The 17,190-nt window shown below is 70.4% G+C and carries 18 protein-coding genes; 13 read left to right on the plus strand and 5 right to left on the minus strand.

Annotated features, from left to right (window positions below; genetic code table 11):
• Positions 1-12: 12 nt before the first annotated feature.
• Positions 13-1,080 (minus strand): DUF2332 domain-containing protein, encoded by a 1,068-nt coding sequence (locus AC1DF4_RS00155; RefSeq protein WP_476911006.1) that lies wholly within the window; start codon positions 1,078-1,080, stop codon positions 13-15.
• 2 nt (positions 1,081-1,082) lie between these two features.
• A complete protein-coding gene (gene aroQ, locus AC1DF4_RS00160) occupies positions 1,083-1,556 on the minus strand; it encodes a type II 3-dehydroquinate dehydratase (RefSeq protein ID WP_476911007.1) in 474 nt (157 codons plus the stop codon).
• Between the two features lie 198 nt (positions 1,557-1,754).
• Here aroQ and AC1DF4_RS00165 point away from each other — a divergent pair, with 198 nt between their 5' ends.
• Positions 1,755-2,732 (plus strand): SMP-30/gluconolactonase/LRE family protein, encoded by a 978-nt coding sequence (locus AC1DF4_RS00165; protein ID WP_476911008.1) that lies wholly within the window; start codon positions 1,755-1,757, stop codon positions 2,730-2,732.
• 117 nt (positions 2,733-2,849) lie between these two features.
• On the opposite strand, the gene acs is transcribed toward AC1DF4_RS00165, so the two are convergent.
• Complete coding sequence (gene acs, locus AC1DF4_RS00170) at positions 2,850-4,880, minus strand: acetate--CoA ligase (RefSeq protein WP_476911009.1); 2,031 nt, start codon at positions 4,878-4,880, stop codon at positions 2,850-2,852.
• 297 nt (positions 4,881-5,177) lie between these two features.
• On the opposite strand from acs, the gene AC1DF4_RS00175 reads away from it, so the two are divergent.
• The 5 genes from AC1DF4_RS00175 (at position 5,178) to AC1DF4_RS00195 (ending at position 9,539) form a co-directional block, all read left to right on the plus strand.
• Positions 5,178-5,843 (plus strand): hypothetical protein, encoded by a 666-nt coding sequence (locus AC1DF4_RS00175; RefSeq protein ID WP_476911010.1) that lies wholly within the window; start codon positions 5,178-5,180, stop codon positions 5,841-5,843.
• The gene (locus tag AC1DF4_RS00180; RefSeq protein WP_476911011.1) at positions 5,840-6,325 is read left to right on the plus strand and encodes a hypothetical protein; all 486 of its coding nucleotides are present in this window, start codon (positions 5,840-5,842) and stop codon (positions 6,323-6,325) included. Before AC1DF4_RS00175 ends, AC1DF4_RS00180 begins: the two co-directional genes overlap by 4 nt.
• A gap of 204 nt (positions 6,326-6,529) precedes the next feature.
• Entirely contained in the window at positions 6,530-7,897 is a 1,368-nt protein-coding gene (locus AC1DF4_RS00185) for a hypothetical protein (protein WP_476911012.1), read from the plus strand.
• Between the two features lie 176 nt (positions 7,898-8,073).
• On the plus strand, positions 8,074-8,844 hold the full coding sequence (gene nth / locus AC1DF4_RS00190; protein ID WP_476911603.1) for an endonuclease III: 771 nt from the start codon (positions 8,074-8,076) through the stop codon (positions 8,842-8,844).
• Complete coding sequence (locus AC1DF4_RS00195; protein WP_476911013.1) at positions 8,841-9,539, plus strand: NUDIX hydrolase; 699 nt, start codon at positions 8,841-8,843, stop codon at positions 9,537-9,539. The genes nth and AC1DF4_RS00195 overlap by 4 nt, the downstream gene beginning before the upstream one ends.
• Here AC1DF4_RS00195 and AC1DF4_RS00200 read toward each other — a convergent pair.
• Both AC1DF4_RS00200 and AC1DF4_RS00205 read right to left on the minus strand, forming a co-directional pair.
• Positions 9,528-9,722, minus strand: a complete 195-nt coding sequence (locus AC1DF4_RS00200; RefSeq protein ID WP_441406437.1) for a YegP family protein — start codon at positions 9,720-9,722, stop codon at positions 9,528-9,530. The genes AC1DF4_RS00195 and AC1DF4_RS00200 overlap by 12 nt on opposite strands.
• Positions 9,723-9,862: 140 nt before the next feature.
• Positions 9,863-11,587, minus strand: a complete 1,725-nt coding sequence (locus AC1DF4_RS00205; RefSeq protein WP_476911014.1) for a bifunctional 3'-5' exonuclease/DNA polymerase — start codon at positions 11,585-11,587, stop codon at positions 9,863-9,865.
• Between the two features lie 230 nt (positions 11,588-11,817).
• Between AC1DF4_RS00205 and ssd the strand changes: the two genes are divergently transcribed.
• From ssd to AC1DF4_RS00240, 7 genes are all read left to right on the plus strand, one after another.
• Positions 11,818-12,837: a septum site-determining protein Ssd gene (gene ssd, locus AC1DF4_RS00210; protein WP_476911015.1), complete on the plus strand. Its 1,020-nt coding sequence runs from the start codon at positions 11,818-11,820 to the stop codon at positions 12,835-12,837.
• Positions 12,834-14,192, plus strand: coding sequence for a TadA family conjugal transfer-associated ATPase (locus AC1DF4_RS00215; RefSeq protein WP_476911016.1), 1,359 nt, complete (start codon positions 12,834-12,836; stop codon positions 14,190-14,192). Before ssd ends, AC1DF4_RS00215 begins: the two co-directional genes overlap by 4 nt.
• On the plus strand, positions 14,189-15,016 hold the full coding sequence (locus tag AC1DF4_RS00220; protein WP_476911017.1) for a type II secretion system F family protein: 828 nt from the start codon (positions 14,189-14,191) through the stop codon (positions 15,014-15,016). Before AC1DF4_RS00215 ends, AC1DF4_RS00220 begins: the two co-directional genes overlap by 4 nt.
• A 26-nt stretch (positions 15,017-15,042) precedes the next feature.
• Positions 15,043-15,630, plus strand: a complete 588-nt coding sequence (locus AC1DF4_RS00225) for a type II secretion system F family protein (RefSeq protein ID WP_476911604.1) — start codon at positions 15,043-15,045, stop codon at positions 15,628-15,630.
• Positions 15,631-15,828: 198 nt separating this feature from the next.
• Entirely contained in the window at positions 15,829-16,137 is a 309-nt protein-coding gene (locus tag AC1DF4_RS00230) for a DUF4244 domain-containing protein (RefSeq protein WP_476911605.1), read from the plus strand.
• A 107-nt stretch (positions 16,138-16,244) separates the two neighbouring features.
• A complete protein-coding gene (locus tag AC1DF4_RS00235; protein ID WP_476911018.1) occupies positions 16,245-16,628 on the plus strand; it encodes a TadE family type IV pilus minor pilin in 384 nt (127 codons plus the stop codon).
• Between the two features lie 167 nt (positions 16,629-16,795).
• Positions 16,796-17,089: an Rv3654c family TadE-like protein gene (locus tag AC1DF4_RS00240; RefSeq protein ID WP_476911606.1), complete on the plus strand. Its 294-nt coding sequence runs from the start codon at positions 16,796-16,798 to the stop codon at positions 17,087-17,089.
• The last annotated feature ends 101 nt before the right edge of the window (positions 17,090-17,190 follow it).

The raw sequence follows: 17,190 nt of genomic DNA on the forward strand, positions 1-17,190 counted from the left end.
GGACGGAACCTGCTACAGCCACTCCAGGCTCTGGCCGTGCGGGCCGGTGATCGCCACCGGGTTGCCGTTGTGAAGCAGCAGGAACCGCCCGCGGAGCCGTTCGTCAGCCATTTCCGGGACCACGCTGGAGCCATCCGCCTGGAGGACCACCATGTGCCCCTCATTGGAGAGCCAGTGGCAGCCGCGTTCGACGGCGAGCCGCGCCATGGTGCCGCGGAACCGGTCCCGGGCCTCCGCGTCGAGGTAGGCCATGACCGCGCTGTGGAAGACCACCAGAGTGGCGTCCGGCGGCGCCTGCGCCACGAGGGCGAGGAGCCGGTCGTTGAGGTCCCCGGCCACGAGCAGCGGCGGGTCAGCCTGGGCGACCGCGATCGCCCGCCGCAGCCTCTCGCGGCGGAAGTCCTGCTCCGGCCAGATCAGGGCCTCCAGCCAGGCAACGTCGTCGGGGTTCCGGACATCGAGCGGGTTGAGGTCGATCCCTGCACGCCACACCACCCGCGGGAGTTCCGCCGGGAGCGGGACCGGGCCGGTGACGGCGCAGCCCAGGACGGGGTAGCTGCCGGGAGGTGCGCCGGCCGGGGCCAGCCGGGTGACCCGGGCGCCGGCGTTGTACTCGTAGCCGTAGCGGTCCGGAAACAGGTTGAGCCCGGCCGAGGCCCCCACCTCGATAAGGGCGAGCGGGCGCCCGCCGGCCGCCGCGATCTGCGCCAGCGAAGGCAGCAGGGTGGCGCAGCGCCCGGTCTCATTGGTCTGCGTGGCGCGGGAGAGCACCGTCCGGGAGACGTCTGCCCAGTGTGAGTCCAGGAACGCGCGGAAGCCCCGGTAGGGGCTGATCCGCGCGCCGAGGAAGCGGGCGGCGGCGAGCATGAGCAGGGGCTGGCGCTTGTTGTGCGGCCATTCGTCGATCCGCCGGAGCAGTTCCGGGTCATCCGCGATCCCCACCGACCATTCGGCGTAGCACTCCGAGTTGCCCGGCGCGTCGATGGTGCCAAAGTGCCGGAACCACGCGGCCGTGCCCGATTCCGCTGGGCCGGAGTCCGCTGGGCCGGAGTCCCCGCGGGCGGGCTCGCCGGGGGACATGCTCAGTCCCGGCCGGCCTGCAGCCCGGCGAGGTATTCGACGGCGAACCGGTAGCCCAGGATCCCGGCGCCGGCAATGACCGCCTTGCTGATGTCCGAGAGGTACGAGTGGTGCCGGAACTCCTCGCGGGCGTGGACATTCGTGATGTGGACCTCGACGGCTGGCAGTTGCACCGCGGAGATGGCGTCCCGGATGGCCACCGAGGTGTGCGTGTAGGCGCCGGCATTGATGACGATGCCGACGGCCTTGCCGCGGGCGGCATGGATGGCGTCCACAAGGGCGCCCTCATGGTTCGACTGGAAGCACTCGACGTCGAGACCGTGCGCCTCGCCCGCGTCCTTGGCGAGCTGTTCGACGTCGGCCAGTGTGGCGGTGCCGTACTTCTCCGGTTCACGGGTGCCGAGCAGGTTCAGGTTGGGTCCGTTGAGGACCAGGATGGTGCCGCGGCCGGCGCCGTCGGGGGTGGCTTCGCTCATGCCTGCCAATGTATCGCGTTGCGTTGCGGGCCGCCGCACCCGGCGGGGGAATCGGCACGCAAATGACAACCCCGGGACGGGCCCGGAGAGGCAGGCCGCTCTGGCCCGCACCGGCCCGCCTGCCTAGACTGAAAGGACCATCGTGCGGAGCGCCCGTACTGGTCAGCCCGCGCGGCAAGCCCGATCTCGGAGCACATCATGCGCACTACTCACACAGGAAAATCCATCCGCCGGCTGGCCGTGGGCGTCCTTGCCCTGGCGGCGTTTCTCGTGCCGGCGCCCCTGGCCTCCGCCTCCGGGGCGGACCGGGACGGCCGCTCCCCGGTGATCCACCTCCCCGGCGCCACCGGGGCTGAAGGGATCGCCGCAGGGGAGGGCAGCACGTTTTTCGCCGGCGACCGGCTCAACGGCAACATCTTCCGGGGAGACATCGACACCGGCAAGGCAAAACTGTTCATCAAAGCGCCGGAGGGCCGCGCAGCCCTCGGCATGAAGGTCGACAGGGACAACGACCTTCTCTTCGTGGCCGGCGGCGGCACCGGCCAGGCCTATGTGTACGATCTGGACACGAAGGAGACCGTGGCCGTGTACGAACTGGCGCCCGCCGGTGCCAGCTTCATCAACGACGTCACCCTGACCCGCGGCGGCGCGTGGTTCACCAACTCCCGGGCCGGTGAGCTCTACCGGGTCCCGATCAGCCGCGACGGGCAACCGGAGGACGTCCGGACCTTGTCGCTTAAGGCCCCCGCCGGCACTGTTGACGAAGGGTTCAACCTCAACGGAATAGCCGCCGCCGATGATGGCCACAAGCTGATCGTCGCCCACACGGGCCGCGGCGCCCTGTACACCGTCGACCCGGCCGACGGATCCAACAAGAAAATCGACGTCACAAACTCCGCCGGGGTTACGGTCGCCCTGACGAACGTCGACGGCATCGTCGTCCGGGACGGCACCCTCTGGGCCGTCCAGAACCTCCTCAACCAGGTCAGCCGGGTCGACCTGAACGGGCGCCTCAGCTCAGGTGAGGTCAGGGAGGTCATCACCAGCGGGAACTTCGACATCCCCACAACGGCGGCGCTGTTCGGCGATACCCTCGCCCTCGTCAACGCGAAATTCACCACCCCCGCGGCAACGAGTTTCGAAGCTGTCCTGGTCAAGGCCTGCTCCGGCGGCTGACCGCCCCGGAACAAACGCCCGGGTTAACCGGCGGCGGCGCCACCCACCAATGGTGGGCGGCGCCGCCGTCGAACCGTCCCCGGCCGAACTATGCCTGACTAAACCGGGCCGTACCGCCTACTTCCGCAGCGACTGCGCGATCTGCGCCATCACCGTGTTGTCGGCCAGGGTGGTGGCATCGCCCACCTCACGGCCTTCCGCGACGTCCTTGAGCAGGCGCCGCATGATCTTGCCCGACCGGGTCTTGGGCAGTTCGGGCACCACGAGGATGGTCTTGGGCTTCGCGATCGGCCCGATCTCCTTGCCGACGTGGTTCCGGAGTTCCTGCACAATCGCATCCCCGGTGTCCACGGCGTCCCCGCGCAGGATCACGAACGCGACGACGGCCTGGCCGGTGGTCTCGTCCGCGGCGCCCACGACGGCGGCTTCCGCGACGGCAGGGTGGGACACCAGGGCGGATTCGATTTCGGCGGTGGAGAGCCGGTGTCCGGAAATGTTCATCACGTCATCGACCCGGCCGAGCAGCCAGATGTCGCCGTCGTCGTCCTTCTTGGCGCCGTCCCCGGCGAAGTACATGGTCTCGAAGCGGGACCAGTAGGTGTCCTTGAAGCGCTCCGGGTCACCCCAGATGCCGCGGAGCATGGCGGGCCACGGCTCGCGGATCACGAGGTAGCCGCCGGAGCCGTTTGGCACGGACTCGCCGAGTTCGTCCACGACGTCCACGGCGATGCCGGGCAGCGGAACCTGGGCGGAGCCGGGCTTGGTGGCGGTGACCCCGGGCAGCGGGGCGATCATCTGGGCGCCCGTTTCGGTCTGCCACCAGGTGTCCACGATCGGGGCCGGCGTTTCCTTCCGCTCGCCGTTCTTCCCGGCGTTGCCGCCGATGACCTCGCGGTACCACATCCACGCTTCGGGGTTGATGGGTTCGCCCACGGAACCCAGGACACGGATCGAGGAGAGGTCTGACTTCGCCGGGATCTCCTTGCCCCACTTCATGAAGGTCCGGATGGCGGTGGGGGCGGTGTAGAGGATGGAGACCTTGTACTTCTCCACGATCTCCCACCAGCGGCCCTGATGCGGGGAGTCCGGGGTGCCTTCGTACATGACCTGGGTGGCGCCGTTGATGAGCGGGGCGTAGGCGACGTAGGAGTGACCGGTGATCCAGCCGACGTCGGCCGTGCACCAGTACACGTCGGTTTCCGGGTGCACGTCGAAGACCGCCTTGTGCGTGTAGGCGCCCTGGGTGAGGTAGCCGCCGGTGGTGTGCAGGATGCCCTTGGGCTTGCCGGTGGTGCCGGAGGTGTAGAGGATGAAGAGCGGGTGCTCGGAGTCATGGCCGACGGCGGTGTGCTCGGCGGAGGCGGTCCCGACGGTGTCGGCCCACCAGTGGTCCCGGCCGTCATGCCAGTCGACGTCCTGGCCATTGCGCTTGACGACGACGACGTTCTGCACGGTGTGCCCTGTGCCGTCGCCCTCGTGGGACAGCGCCTCGTCCACAGCCGGCTTGAGCGCACTGGGCTTGCCGCGCCGGTACGTGCCGTCGGCGGTGACCACGAGCTTGGCCTCGGCGTCGTCGATCCGGGAACGGAGGGCTTCGGCGGAGAAGCCGCCGAAGACCACCGAGTGGATTGCGCCGATCCGGGCGCACGCCAGCAGCGTGATGACGGCCTCGGGAATCATCGGCAGGTACACGGCCACACGGTCGCCCTTGGCGACGCCGAGGGACTCGAAGGCGTTGGCGGCCTTCTTCACCTCTTCGGTGAGCTGGGCGTACGTGTAGGTCCGGGTATCGCCGGGTTCGCCCTCGAAGTAGATGGCAACCCGGTCGCCGTGGCCGTTTTCGACGTGGCGGTCCAGCGCGTTGTAGGCGGCGTTGATCTCGCCTCCGACGAACCACTTGGCGAAGGGCGGCGTGGACCAGTCCAGGGTCTGTGTGAAGTCCTTGCTCCAGGTGAGCAGCTCCCGGGCCTGTTTCGCCCAGAAGGCGGGCCGGTCGGCGTCGGCCTCGGCGTAGTCGGCGGCGGTGACCACCGCGTTGGCCGCAAACTCGGGGGAAGGGGCGAACTTGCGGTTCTCCTGCGACAGGTTTTCGAAGGCATCGCCCTGGGGGGCCTGCGTCGTCGTGGAGCCGGGTGTCTGCTGGGACATGGTGAACCTCATCATTCATCGATCCGTGCTGCGCGGGGCGTCCGTTCCGCCGCAGGGCCGTGCCGCGTGCGCGGCGTCGGGCATGGGCTGGTCACGGTCGTACCGCAAAAAGCTGTTCCGAAATACACACTAACGCCTGAGCTGCGCCCGACGTGTGCCGCGTCACACAGCGAACCGTGAGCGGTGTTTGTTAAGCGCCGAATGGCGGTGGGGTGCAGGTCCAGGCTCTGGCGCTGGTGGCCGTCGTTCGCCAGAATGGGCCGGGACGACGCAGCCGCTAATTGGGGGAAGAAGCGCATGAAGTACTGGGATCCGGTGCCGGACAACCCGTGGCCGCAGGGGATGGTCATCCGCGTGGACGACACGCCTCACCACCTGACGCTCCTGCTTTTCATTCGCCACGCCTGGGACATAGCGGCCGACGCCGATGTCCCCCTCCTGGAGCCGGTGCCCGACGCCGGGACATCGAGGCTCCCGGACTCGGCGACGCCGGCCGAGTGGGAAGCCCGCTGGCGCCGGGCCTGGGCCCGGGCGTGGGACTGGTATTCCGTAGAGGAGCCCGACCCGACGATCCACCCGACTCCGGCCCACCTCCGGTTGGTCTCGCAGCCAGGACACGGCCTCGATCCCTTGATTCCGCCGTTCTGGCAGGCGGACCACGGCTGGGCCGGAATCGACGCCGGCGCCTACAACGCCTGGGCAATAGCGTCCGGCCCGCAGGCTGACATCCATCCGGGCAGGAGTGCGGCCGAACTCCCTGAGCCTCAGAGCCTGCCCGCCTTGATCGCCGCCTGGGAGAACGGACTGGACACCGTGATCGTCCTGCCCTACCGGGGATACTTCGCCCGGCGCATCACCGCCCGGCATCTAGCCGTCTCTGCCGCCACACGCAACGAACCGGCCGCCTACACCCGGGCCCTGCACACCTTCGGTTCCGGGCAACAGCCGGGGACCGGTGAGTGATGAACCTGTACCCGGGGAGACGACGCCGGCTGCGGACACTGGCCTGTGCACTCGCCGTCGGCATTTTGCTGGGTATCGCGGCCTGCGCCGGCCCGCCACATGCCGCCGACCGCAGCTACCCCGGCGTGGTGGCGTCGCCCTCCGTCGCGCCCGACGCCTCCCCGGGATCCTCGTCGACGGCGTCCCCCGCATCGCCCCCTGGGATCGGGACGCCGCTGGCGGGATGGGTGGACAAACCCCGGCGGTTCGGCGTCACGCTGTGGGGAAGCTCCAGTTGCCCGGCCGTCCCGACCCGGATTGAATCGGCCGGCAGCGACCGCGTGAACATCACCTTCGAGCAGGCCGGAGACAAGGTCTGCACGGCCGACCTTGCGCCGACGACGCACGAATTCACCGTTCCGGCCGAGGCGGACACCCTTCCGCTGTCCGTGACCCTCGTCGACGGCCAGGGCGGGACAATGCACACCTTCGTGCTGGAATGACACACGCCGGGAGCCGCGGCACCGGGATGCCCGGCATGGTTTCGTGCCGCTGTCCCCGGCTTGTCAGCTAGTGATCGGCCAGCCACTTGACTAGGCTGAGATGAAGTTGTGACATCCGATGGAGGCGACGGGACCGCTCGCGGTCCCTGCTCGGCTGCCGTTAGACGGTGCTGTCCAGAGTGCCGCCGTGCTAAGGAGAACCGAATGAACGAGCAAGCAAACGGGCAGCTCAAGCAGCCCGCCCAGAGCCAGGGCAACGGTGGAGCGGAACGGCCCGCCGGCTACGGGGAAGCGCCCCGCTTCACGGTGGACAAGGCCAACAGCAAGACTGCCGGCAAAAAGAACGAAGCGGTCCTTGGGCCCTTCACCATCCGTGATCTCACCGTTTTCGGCTCGACCCTGATTCTCTTTGTGGCCTCGCTGATCCCGATGTTTGCCGTCCGCTACAACCTGTGGAACCTGGGCAGCCTGTTCTTCCTGGGCCTCGGGATCATCCTCCCGGTGATCGTTGCCGCACTGTTCGTGGCGCGCCGCGTCAGTCCCGCAACGAAGATGCGGGTCGGCTCCCTTTCCGTAGACCAGTTCGGCTCTGTGGTGGCGTCCTTCGCCGTTGCGTTCTTCTTCCTGTCCATCGCGGGCGCATTCGTGCCCAGCATGTTACTGGCCCTTGTCGGGGCCCTCGGGCTCCTCGCGGCCACCGTGCTGGGCCGCCTGATCCCCGTCTTCGCCGGCGACTTCCTGGACCGCGCAGAGGTGCCGGCCCATATTGTGGCCCGTGAATCGGCGGTCCCCGTCCGCAAGCCCCGTGCCCCCAAGGCCCCGAAAGAGGCCGCGGACGAGAAGGCGCCCAAGGCCGCCGGCACCAGCGCCGTCGCAGGCTGGGCGAAGCGGATGACCCCGGGTGGGCAGTCTGCCAAGGACGCGACCCCGCGCGGCTACGAGTCGTTCGGTGCCGCCGCCGGCGCAGCGGGCGCGGCCGCAGCCTCCGGTGCCGCGGCCGGCTCCGCAGCTTCGACGCCGCCTGCGGCCCAGCAAGCACCGGCCCAGTCCGCCGCGCCCAACCCGGTGGTCAGTTCCCCGGAAACCCAGGCCGCCGCCGTCGTGCCTGCAGCGTCCGCCCCGGCGGCACCGTCCGCCGCCGAGCAGACCCAGGCCGCCGCCGTCGTGCCTCCCGCCGCAAACTCACCCGCAGGCGATCAGGCGCCGGACGCGCAGGCCCGGGCCGCCGCTGCTGCCGAGGACACCCGGGCCGCCGAGGTTCCGGCCGCCTCAAGCCACAGCGCCCCCACCACCGTGAACCCGCAGGTGCGCCAGCAGGAGCCGATCGGCGCCACCGTCGACCCCGCAAGCCGACCCGAGGAAGACGACGTCCAGCCGGTCCACGAGGCATTCTGGTTCGCAGTCGCCCAGCCCCGCACCGCCATGGATGAGCACAGCGGAGCAACGGCCTTCGTGATCGAGCCCGGCGGCTGGGTGCTTGCCCTGGAGGACCGGGGCCACGAGTTCCTGGTCCAGCACACCGACGGCCGCGTTGGCGTGCTCCGGGACCTCAGCAACATCGAACGCGGTTAGCCGGCCCGGTGGCCACCGACTCCAGCATTCCGGCCGCCGGCAGCGCAGCGACAGGCGACGCCCCTTCGGACGCTGCACCGGTCGCCAGTCGTGGTGCAGCGCCGGGCGGCGCCAAAAGCACCGGCCGCAAAAGCGCCGGGACCAAGACCGCCGGACCGCGGGCAGCGGGGGAGTCCCTGCTGGGCCTCAAGCGGCGTGCCCGCCGGATCAACAAGGCGCTGGCGGAGCAGTACCCGTATGCGCACGCGGAACTCGATTTCCGCAGTCCGTTCGAGCTGGTGGTGGCCACGGTGCTGTCCGCGCAGACCACCGATGTCACGGTCAACGCGATCACGCCCCTGCTGTTCGGCCGCTATCCGGACGCGCGGAGCATGGCGGAGGCGGACCCGGCCGAGCTGGAGGCCATCATCAAGCCCACCGGGTTCTTCCGGGCCAAGACCAGGAACCTGATGGCGCTGTGCAACCGGCTGGTGGATGAGTACGACGGCGAGGTGCCCGGCAGGCTCGCTGATCTGGTGACGCTTCCCGGCGTCGGGCGGAAGACCGCAAACGTGGTGCTCGGAAACGCCTTTGGCATCCCCGGCATCACGGTGGATACCCACTTTGGCCGTCTCGCCAAGCGCTTCGGCTGGACGGATTCTGAGGACCCGGTAAAGGTCGAGTCCGACGTCGGCGAACTGTTCGAACCGAGGGACTGGACCATGCTCTCGCACCGGGTGGTGTTCCATGGCCGGCGCGTGTGCCATTCCCGCAAGCCGGCCTGCGGGGCGTGTGCGGTGGCGAACTGGTGCCCGAGCTACGGCATGGGCGAGACGGACCCTGAGAAGGCGAAGAAGCTGCTGAAGTACGAACTGGCACCGGGACAGGAGGAGTTGCTGTCGAAGCTCCTCGCAGAGACGCACCGGGCCGCGGAGATCCGAATGGAATCCCAGAGGAAGCCGCGGTGACGGCCCGTCAGGACCTCATCGACCTGGTGGCCGCGGTGGAGGCCGGAACAGCGCCGCCACCTGATCCGCGCTGGCGCGAACTCGCTGTCGAGCCCGGGGACCGCGTCCGCCGGGCGGCCGTGCTGATGCTCTTCGGCTCGCTCGATGATGTCCCGGCGGCCTCGGTCAAGGTCCTTGCCCCGGCTGATCTGGATGTCCTGCTGCTGCAGCGCGCCCAGACCCTGGACGACCATCCGGGGCAAGTTGCCTTCCCAGGCGGTGGCATCGACCCGGGCGAATCCGTCACCGACGCCGCCCTGCGGGAAGCGGAAGAAGAAACCGGGCTGGACCCGGCCGGCGTCGAGGTCCTCGGCGTGATGCCGGAACTGGCGCTTCCGCGCGGCAACTTCCTGGTGACGCCGGTCCTCGGCTGGTGGGCGTCCCAGTCACCCGTTCGCGTGGTGGACTACGGCGAGTCTTCCCAGGTCTTCCGGGTCCCGGTCCGGGACCTGCTGGACCCGGACAACCGCGTGATGGCCACCGTGACCCGGGCCGGGCAGACGTTCCACAGCCCCGCATTCACCGTCAACGACGTGGTGGTCTGGGGCTTCACCGGGATGATTCTCAACCAGCTCTTCGAGCAGCTGGGGTGGGCGGTCCCCTGGGACCGCACCAGCTTGCTCAGCGTCGATACCTGGAGCAGGCTAGACGGCTAAGGCGCGGGACTTGTCGACCACCAGCCCGGTCGCGGCGTTTTCCCGCACGGCGTTGATGCCCGCGGCGGCGCCCTTAATCGTGTTGAACAGTGGTGAAACGGCGACCACCGTTCCGTCGGATGCCGTCAGCTTGAAGAAGTACTTCTTCTCGCCGGCCATGGCGATCTCAAAAATGCCAGCCAAGGTGCTGCCTCCCCAAGAAATGTGCGTCGTTGCACGGCCGATGACTATCGGTTCAAGCACCGGCCTTTTCGAGCGTAACCGCCGTCACACGAGGGCACAACGCTACCGACGGGTACGTTACGTCGGGCGAGTCACAAGCACTATTTGGCGTTGTCGTAGGAGTCCACGACCGCCACGCTGACCGGGAATTCCACCGGGATCCTGCCGAACAGCAGTTCCTTGGCGGCGTTGGCGGCCTCCTCGATGGCCCGGATGCAGTCGGCCACCGCGGCTTCGGGGCAATGGACCATGACTTCATCGTGGAGAAAGAAGACCAGTTCCCCGGCGGGGGTGCCGTCCGCACGCATGGTGCGGAGCCGCCGTCGCAGTTCTGCCAGCCAGCAGGCCGCCCAGTCCGCCGCGGAACCCTGGACCACGAAGTTGCGGGTGAACCGGCCGCGCGAGCGGGCGAGCGAATCGGCGCGGCGCTGTTCTTCGGCGCTGGTCGACTGCTGGCTTTGCAGCCAGCGTCCGGACGGCGGCGGGCTGCTGCGGCCCAGCCGTGACGTGACGGTCCGTCCGGCCTCACCCTCGCGGGCGGCCTGTTCCACGTAGCCCACGGCACGCGGATAGGTGCGGGTCAGCTGCGGCATCAGGCGGCCGGACTCGCCGGTTGTGGCCCCGTAGATGGCCCCAAGCAGCGCCACCTTCGCCTTGGCGCGGTCGCCGCCGAAACCCTGCGCGGCGATGCCCGCATACAGGTCCTTGTCGCGCGCAGCCTCGGCCATCTTGGCATCCTGCGCAAGCGCCACGAGCACGCGGGGCTCAAGCTGGGAGGCGTCGGCGACGATCAGCTTGTGTCCAGGATCGGCATGGACGGCGCCCCGGATCTGGCGCGGAATCTGCAGCGCCCCGCCGCCCCGGGAAGCCCAGCGGCCGGAGACCACCCCGCCCACCACGTACTCCGGCTGGAACCGGCCGTTCTTTACCCAGGCATCAAGCCAGGCCCAGCCGTTGGCGGCGTGCAGGCGGGAGAGCTTCTTGAAAGCCAGAAGCGGGTCGATTGCCGGGTGGCTGGATTCCTTCAGTTCCCACTGCCGGGTCGTCTTCACCTCGATGCCGTTCCGGTGCAGCGCGCGCATGAGCTCCTGAGGGGAGTCCGGGTTCAGCGCGGGCGAATTCAGCAGCTGCCGCAGCTCGGCGGTCAGCGCTTCCAGCTTGGCCGGGCGGTGCCCCTGGGGAGGCCGGGGGCCGAGGTAATCGGCCAGGATCTGCTCATGCAGTTCCTCCCGCCACGGCACGCCGGTGTGCTGCATTTCGGCGGCGATCATGGCGCCGGCGGACTCGGCGGCGAGCAGGAGCTGGAGGCGCTGCCTGCGGTTGTCGCTGTGGCGTTCGACGCCGGCCCCTCCCGCCTGGCTGAGGGCGTCCTGCTGGGCGGCGTATTCGGCGCGGAGGTCCTCGGGGCTGTGCCGGGGCGCCTTGCGCCAGCCGGGATCATCAAACAGGGCACCCTGGTCGGCCGGCGGGGGTGGGGGCTGCAGCGCGCGGGGCGGCTGCTGCAGTTCGTCGTCCTGGGTCAGTTTCTCCGCGTTCTGCGCGTATGCGGTGTGGGCAGTGAACTCCGAGTGCGCCAGGATCGCCCCACACAACGTGAGGTCGTAGCAGCGTTCCAGCTCCACGCCGGCGGCCAGCAGGGCGGGGTACCAGTCCTGGGTGCGGTGCCAGATCCAGCGCGGCCGCCGCTGTTCGAGTGCGCGCACGACGCCGGCCAGCTCGGCGGCGCTGACGACCTTCAGGCCGGGTGCGCCCGGGTGCGGGGCGCCGTCTGCGGTGAGTTCCTGGAGGGCTGCGCCGTCAGCGTGGGCGGCGAGCAACAGGTACATAGGGTCAATTCTGCCCTGCGGCGCGGAGTGCCTTGTCCATGGACCCGTTCACGGGCTTGTCCACATAGCCGCCGGCACGGGTTATGGCAGGTCAGTGGGACGGGAAGAGTGGCCGCATGAGCAGGCACCAGCTAGCAACTCAAGGGTCTGGCCCGCTGCCAGGCCCTGGGGCCGGGGGCGGGCCAGAGTCCGGGCCGTGGATTCCGGACGGGTCGCCGGAGATACTGCTGGTGACGGGGCACGGGCTGCTGCGCGGTGAGGTGGAGCGGATCGTGGCGGCGTCCGGCGGCCAGCTGCGGACGGTCGGGACCATCAGGGAGGCGGCGCAGTTCTGGGACACGGCCGCGGTGGTGCTGCTCGGCAGCGATATCCACGAGTTGCCGCCGCGGGGACGGTCGCCGGCTGTCCTCGTTGGACTCAATGGAGACGGCGACCGCCTGTGGCAGCTGGCGGCTGCCATCGGAGCTGAACGCGTCGCAGTGTTGCCGGAGGCCGCTACCTGGCTCGCGGAGTATCTCAGCCGCGCCCGGACTCCCGAGCCGGGCGGGCTGGTCCTTGGGATTGTCGGCGGCTGCGGCGGCGCCGGGGCCAGCACGGCCGCTGTCTGGCTGGCCCATGCCGCCGCCCGGGAGGGTGTGCGGGTCCTGCTCGTGGACGGAGACCCGTGGGGCGGGGGACTGGAACTGGCGCTCGCCGCCGAGGAAACGGCCGGGCTCCGCTGGCCGGACCTGGCCGACGCCAGCGGCACGATCGATCCCCGCCAGCTCGCCGATTCCCTGCCGCTTGCCGGGGGATTCCCGTTCCTGTCCTGGCCCGGGAACAAGGAGCGCCACAGCGGAGTGGACCACGCCGTCGTGGCCGGAGTGCTGGACGCCGCCCGGCGCGGCTACGAGCTGGTGGTCGTGGACATCGGCCGGGGACGTGAAACGCTGCGGACTTTCGCGTGGGACTGCGACCGGATGATCGTCGTTGCCCCCGCTCTGCTGCGGGCGACCGTGGCAACGGCCCGGCTCCTGCAGGACCTTCCTCCGGTGGACACGGTGCTCGTGGTGCGGGGCAAATCCGGGGCCTCACTGGATGCAGGGCTGATAGCCGAGTCTGTCGGGCTGCCCCTGGCCGGGATCGTGCCGGACGTCCGGCGGGCCGCAGCCGCCACGGAGGCCGGGAGGCTGCTCGACGCCGGACGGCAGCGCAGCGTGCGGCGGTTTGCCGGGATGGTCCTCGACTTCGGCGCAGGACCCACACCATGAGCGCCGCCCATTCTGCGCCGGGACCCCCGGACGCCGGGGCCGGCCCAGGCATCCCGCGGTACCGGGCACCGGCCCGCGCCTCCGTTGACGCGCGGCTGCTGGAGTCGGTCCGGGAATCCGTGATGTCCGATGCGGGCCCGGTGACGCCGTCGCGCGTGGCTGCCGCAGTCCAAGCGAGTGGACGCCTGCTGGGGACGGCCGGCGCGCTGGCCGCCGTCGAGGGCATCAGCGCGGAATTGAACGGCCTGGGACCACTGCAGGTGCTGGTCCGGGACCCTGCGGTGACAGATATCTTCGTGAACGGCCCGGGTGCCGTCTGGCTGGACCGCGGGGACGGACTCGAAAAGGCGCCTGTGTCGTTCTCCGGCGAGCCGCAGGTCCGTGCGCTGGCGGCGCGGCTGGTGGCAGCCGGCGGGCGGCGGCTCGACGACGGTTCGCCCTGCGTCGATATCAGGCTCGACGGCGGCTTCCGGGTCCATGCCGTCCTGCCGCCGATTTCCACCGCGGGGACACTCCTGAGCATCAGGATCCGGCGTGAACGGGTCTTCTCCATGGACCAGTTGCGGCGGAACGGAATGTTCGGGGCACTGGTGCAGGCCGTGCTGGAACGGATGGTCGCACACCGCTTGAGCTTCCTGATCAGCGGCGCCACCGGGTCGGGGAAGACCACGCTGCTCGCCACGCTCCTCGGCCTGTGTCCGCCGGGCGAGCGACTGGTCCTGATCGAAGACGCCGCGGAGCTGAACCCCGTCCACCCGCACGTTGTCTCGCTGGAGGCGCGGCACGGCAACCTTGAAGGTGGCGGCGTCGTGGACCTGGGCGAGCTCGTGCGGCAGTCACTGAGGATGCGGCCGGACCGGCTGGTGGTGGGGGAGTGCCGCGGTGCCGAAGTACGGGAACTGCTGGCCGCCATGAACACGGGCCACAGCGGAGGCGGCGGAACCATCCACGCCAACACCGCTGCCGACGTGCCCGCACGGCTGGCCGCGCTGGGGGCGCTGGCGGGGATGGGGCAGGACGCGGTGCGCCTGCAGGCGGCCAGCGCCCTCGACGCTGTGGTCCACGTGGAACGGCTGGACGAGGGGCGGGCTGTGGCCGGCATCGGCGTGCTGGAGGACGGCCCTGCCGGGCTGGTGGTCGGTTCGGCGCTGGACATCTGCGGCGGGGCCGTCCGGGCTGGGCCGGCCTGGCCCCTGCTGGCGGTCCGCCTCGGGTTGGACCCCGGCAGAGTGGCTCACGACGGGCCGGGTCCCGGCAGGCCGTCTGCCGACGGGATGGACACACCCGGCGTCGCCGGATCAGCACGGCTTTCGAAAGAAGCGGTGCGGAAGGATCCGGGCGGGGGAATGGCATGACGGCCGCCCTCGTGTGCGTCCTTGCGCTCGCGGTGTTCCTGGCGTTTTCGCGGGCGGGTGCCCCACGACACCGGATTCGCGTGGCGTTGACTGGCGCACGACGTGGGGCTCCAGCCGGCCCGCCGGCAGGAACCGGCCTGGTGTACCGATGGCGACGCCGGAAGGCTCCGGCGGTTTCGATGAACGTGCTCGTGCAGCAGTTGGCGGCCCTGCTGAAGGGCGGCCGCACTCCCGCGCGGCTGTGGGACGAGCTGTGGCTCCTGCATGTGGCCGGTCCCGCCGCGGCCTTGTCCGGGGAGCCACTGCCCGGCCGGGCCCCGGTGCTGGCGCCGGGATCCGTGCGGATGCTCGCGGCAGCCCGTGCGGCCGCGATGCGCGGGTCTCCCGTGGGAGCCGCCATCCGCTCTGCCGGTGCGGCTGCTGCCGGCCGCGCAGCCGGGGCGACCCAGGACAGGGGTGCGGGCCAGGGGGTGTCCGAGCGACGTGTCTGGTTTCAGCTCGCCGCATGCTTTGATGTTGCCGAAGCCACCGGCTGCCCGCTGGCGGACGTGTTGACAAGATTCGCCGCCCAGCTTGAGGCGGAGGACGACGCCGAGGCCGCGCGCCAGACGGCACTGGCCGGCCCCCGCGCAACCGTGCGGCTGCTGACATGGCTGCCGTTCCTCGGTCTTGGCCTGGGTTTGCTGCTCGGCGTGGACCCGGCCGAGGTCTTGCTGGCAAACCCCTGGGGTGTGGCGGCGCTCGTGGCAGGCCTGGCACTCACAGCGGCGGGTCGGTTCTGGTCGGCGCGGCTCGTCCGGGCGGCGGAGGGACTGCAGCCGTGACGGCAGTCGCCGCGGGCTGTGCGGTGATGGCGATCCTGGCGATCGCAGCCTTCACTGCGTTCTCCGGCCGCGGCATCGCCAGACGGCGGCTCAGGCGCCGGGCGCTGCCTGCTCCGGACGCCGGCATATTGAACGGTACACAAGGCGGTGACGGGCCATCCGGGGAACCCGGCGTGCCCGGGACCGGGCTCCGTGATGTGGCAATGATGCTGGAACTGATCGGCGCAATGCTCGACGCGGGAGCCGGTCTTGGCCGTGCCCTGGCACTGACTGCAGAGCTGGCAACCCCAGAGGTCCGGGGTTCGCTGCGGCCGGTCGTGGCGGCGCTCGCCATTGGTGCCGACTGGGACACAGCCTGGCGCGGCTCCGGCATCCGGTCGCCGGGACTTCTTGCCCTGCGTGATGCCCTGGGGTTTGCCGCGCTCACAGGAGCCCCGTCCTCCGCCATCCTGTACGCCCAGGCGGCACGCCTGCGCCGCGAACGGTTCCGGACCGCGGAGAAACAGGCCGCAGCCCTGGGCGTGAAGCTCGTGGTGCCGCTCGGCCTGTGTTCGCTGCCGGCGTTCGTCTGCCTCGGCGTGGTTCCTGTGCTGCTGGCGATGCTGCCGGGCTGATCCTGACACGTCGATCCTGCCGGACGCATCAGGCCGGACGCATCCGGCCGGGCTGATCCTGCAATGGAGCGGTACCCGCTGGCCATGAGCTTTCCCCCACAGGCTGCCTGGGCCGGACCTTTTCCACTTGGCAGGAAGCGCCCCTTACCAGCCGCCCACCCGGCCGGAACAGTGGAGAGTGCCGGCGGTCCCGCCGGAATCCGAGGAAAGGAAAGTCCCATGCCAGCCCAGTACTTTGAGCCCGCCCGCACTGCCCAGATGGTCCACGCCGAACCGGACAACGCTGAGGTCCGCGAAATTTATCCGGGAGCCAGTACTGCCGGCCCGTTCCGGGCGCGAAGGCCGGGAAAGCTGTTTGGCTCCGAGGGAGGAATGGCGACGGCGGAATACGCCATCGCCACGCTCGCCGCCGTCGGGTTTGCCGGCATCCTCGTCTTCATCATGCGCAGTGATGAGGTCCGGGGCTTTCTGCTGAACCTCATCCGCACGGCGCTCGCCCTGCCATGAGCCCCCGTCGGCCGCCGGGGAGAATGGAGCGGGCAGCGGCGGCTCCGCCCGCTGCCGCGAGCGCCCGCGGCCGGCCGGGCGCTGCCGGCGGACCGTGCCGCGGCGCTGTGACGGCCGAATTCGCGGTCGCGCTGCCCGCCGTCCTGCTCCTGCTGGCACTCCTGCTGGCCGGCTCTGCGGCGGGAGTCACGCAGCTTCGCCTGGAGGAAGCGGCCCGGGCCGGCGCCCGTGCGTTGGCCCGGGGTGACGATGCCGCAGCGGTGGACGTGATCGTCCGCCGGCTCGCGGGCAACGCAGCGGCATCAGCCGTGGCGTCCGACGGCGAGTGGCTCAGCGTGACGGTCTCGGACAGGGTTCCCGGTGCCGTCGGTTCGCTCCTTCCCTGGACTCTCTCGGCCCGCGCCTGGGTACGGGGCGAATCGTCCGGCCCTTCAGCGGCGGCCACGGTTCCCCGGACTGGGAGCAATCAAGTGCAGGGCCTCGCCGGATGATCCACCCGCACCCGCGCATACACACTCCGGGCAGGCACCCGGAGTGCTCGGGACACCCGGAAGCCCTGGAGTGCTTGGGGCACCCGGAATCCCCGGAGTGCTCGCACCCGGAACCCCAGGAATCCCCGGAACGCGGCGCCGGAACCGTCCTGGCGCTGGGGCTGGGGATGCTGGTCCTCGCCGCGGCGGTCCTGATCGTGCTGCTGGCACAGTCGGCTGCGATGGCGTTCCGGGCGGCGGCCGCCGCAGATTTGGCGGCCCTGGCCGCGGCCGATGCTGCCCGGGCGATCACACCCGGAGAGCCATGCGCCGTCGCCGCGGACGTCGCGCGCCGGAATGGGGCCAGGGTCCTGAGCTGTCTGGAAGGACCCGGGAGCACAGTGCAGGTCCGCACGGAACTCGATACCCATACGGCCTGGGGCGGGGCCACCGGCCTGGCCAGAGCCGGGCCGCCGCCCTGAGCCGTGCCTGCTGCCGCCGTCTGGCGGTGCCAAACATCCGGGCTGGCCCTTGCGGGCCCCTGGTGCCGGACCGGCGGTCTTCGCCGCGACACCGCTGCGTC

Source organism: Arthrobacter sp. 05N429 (genome assembly GCF_056397045.1).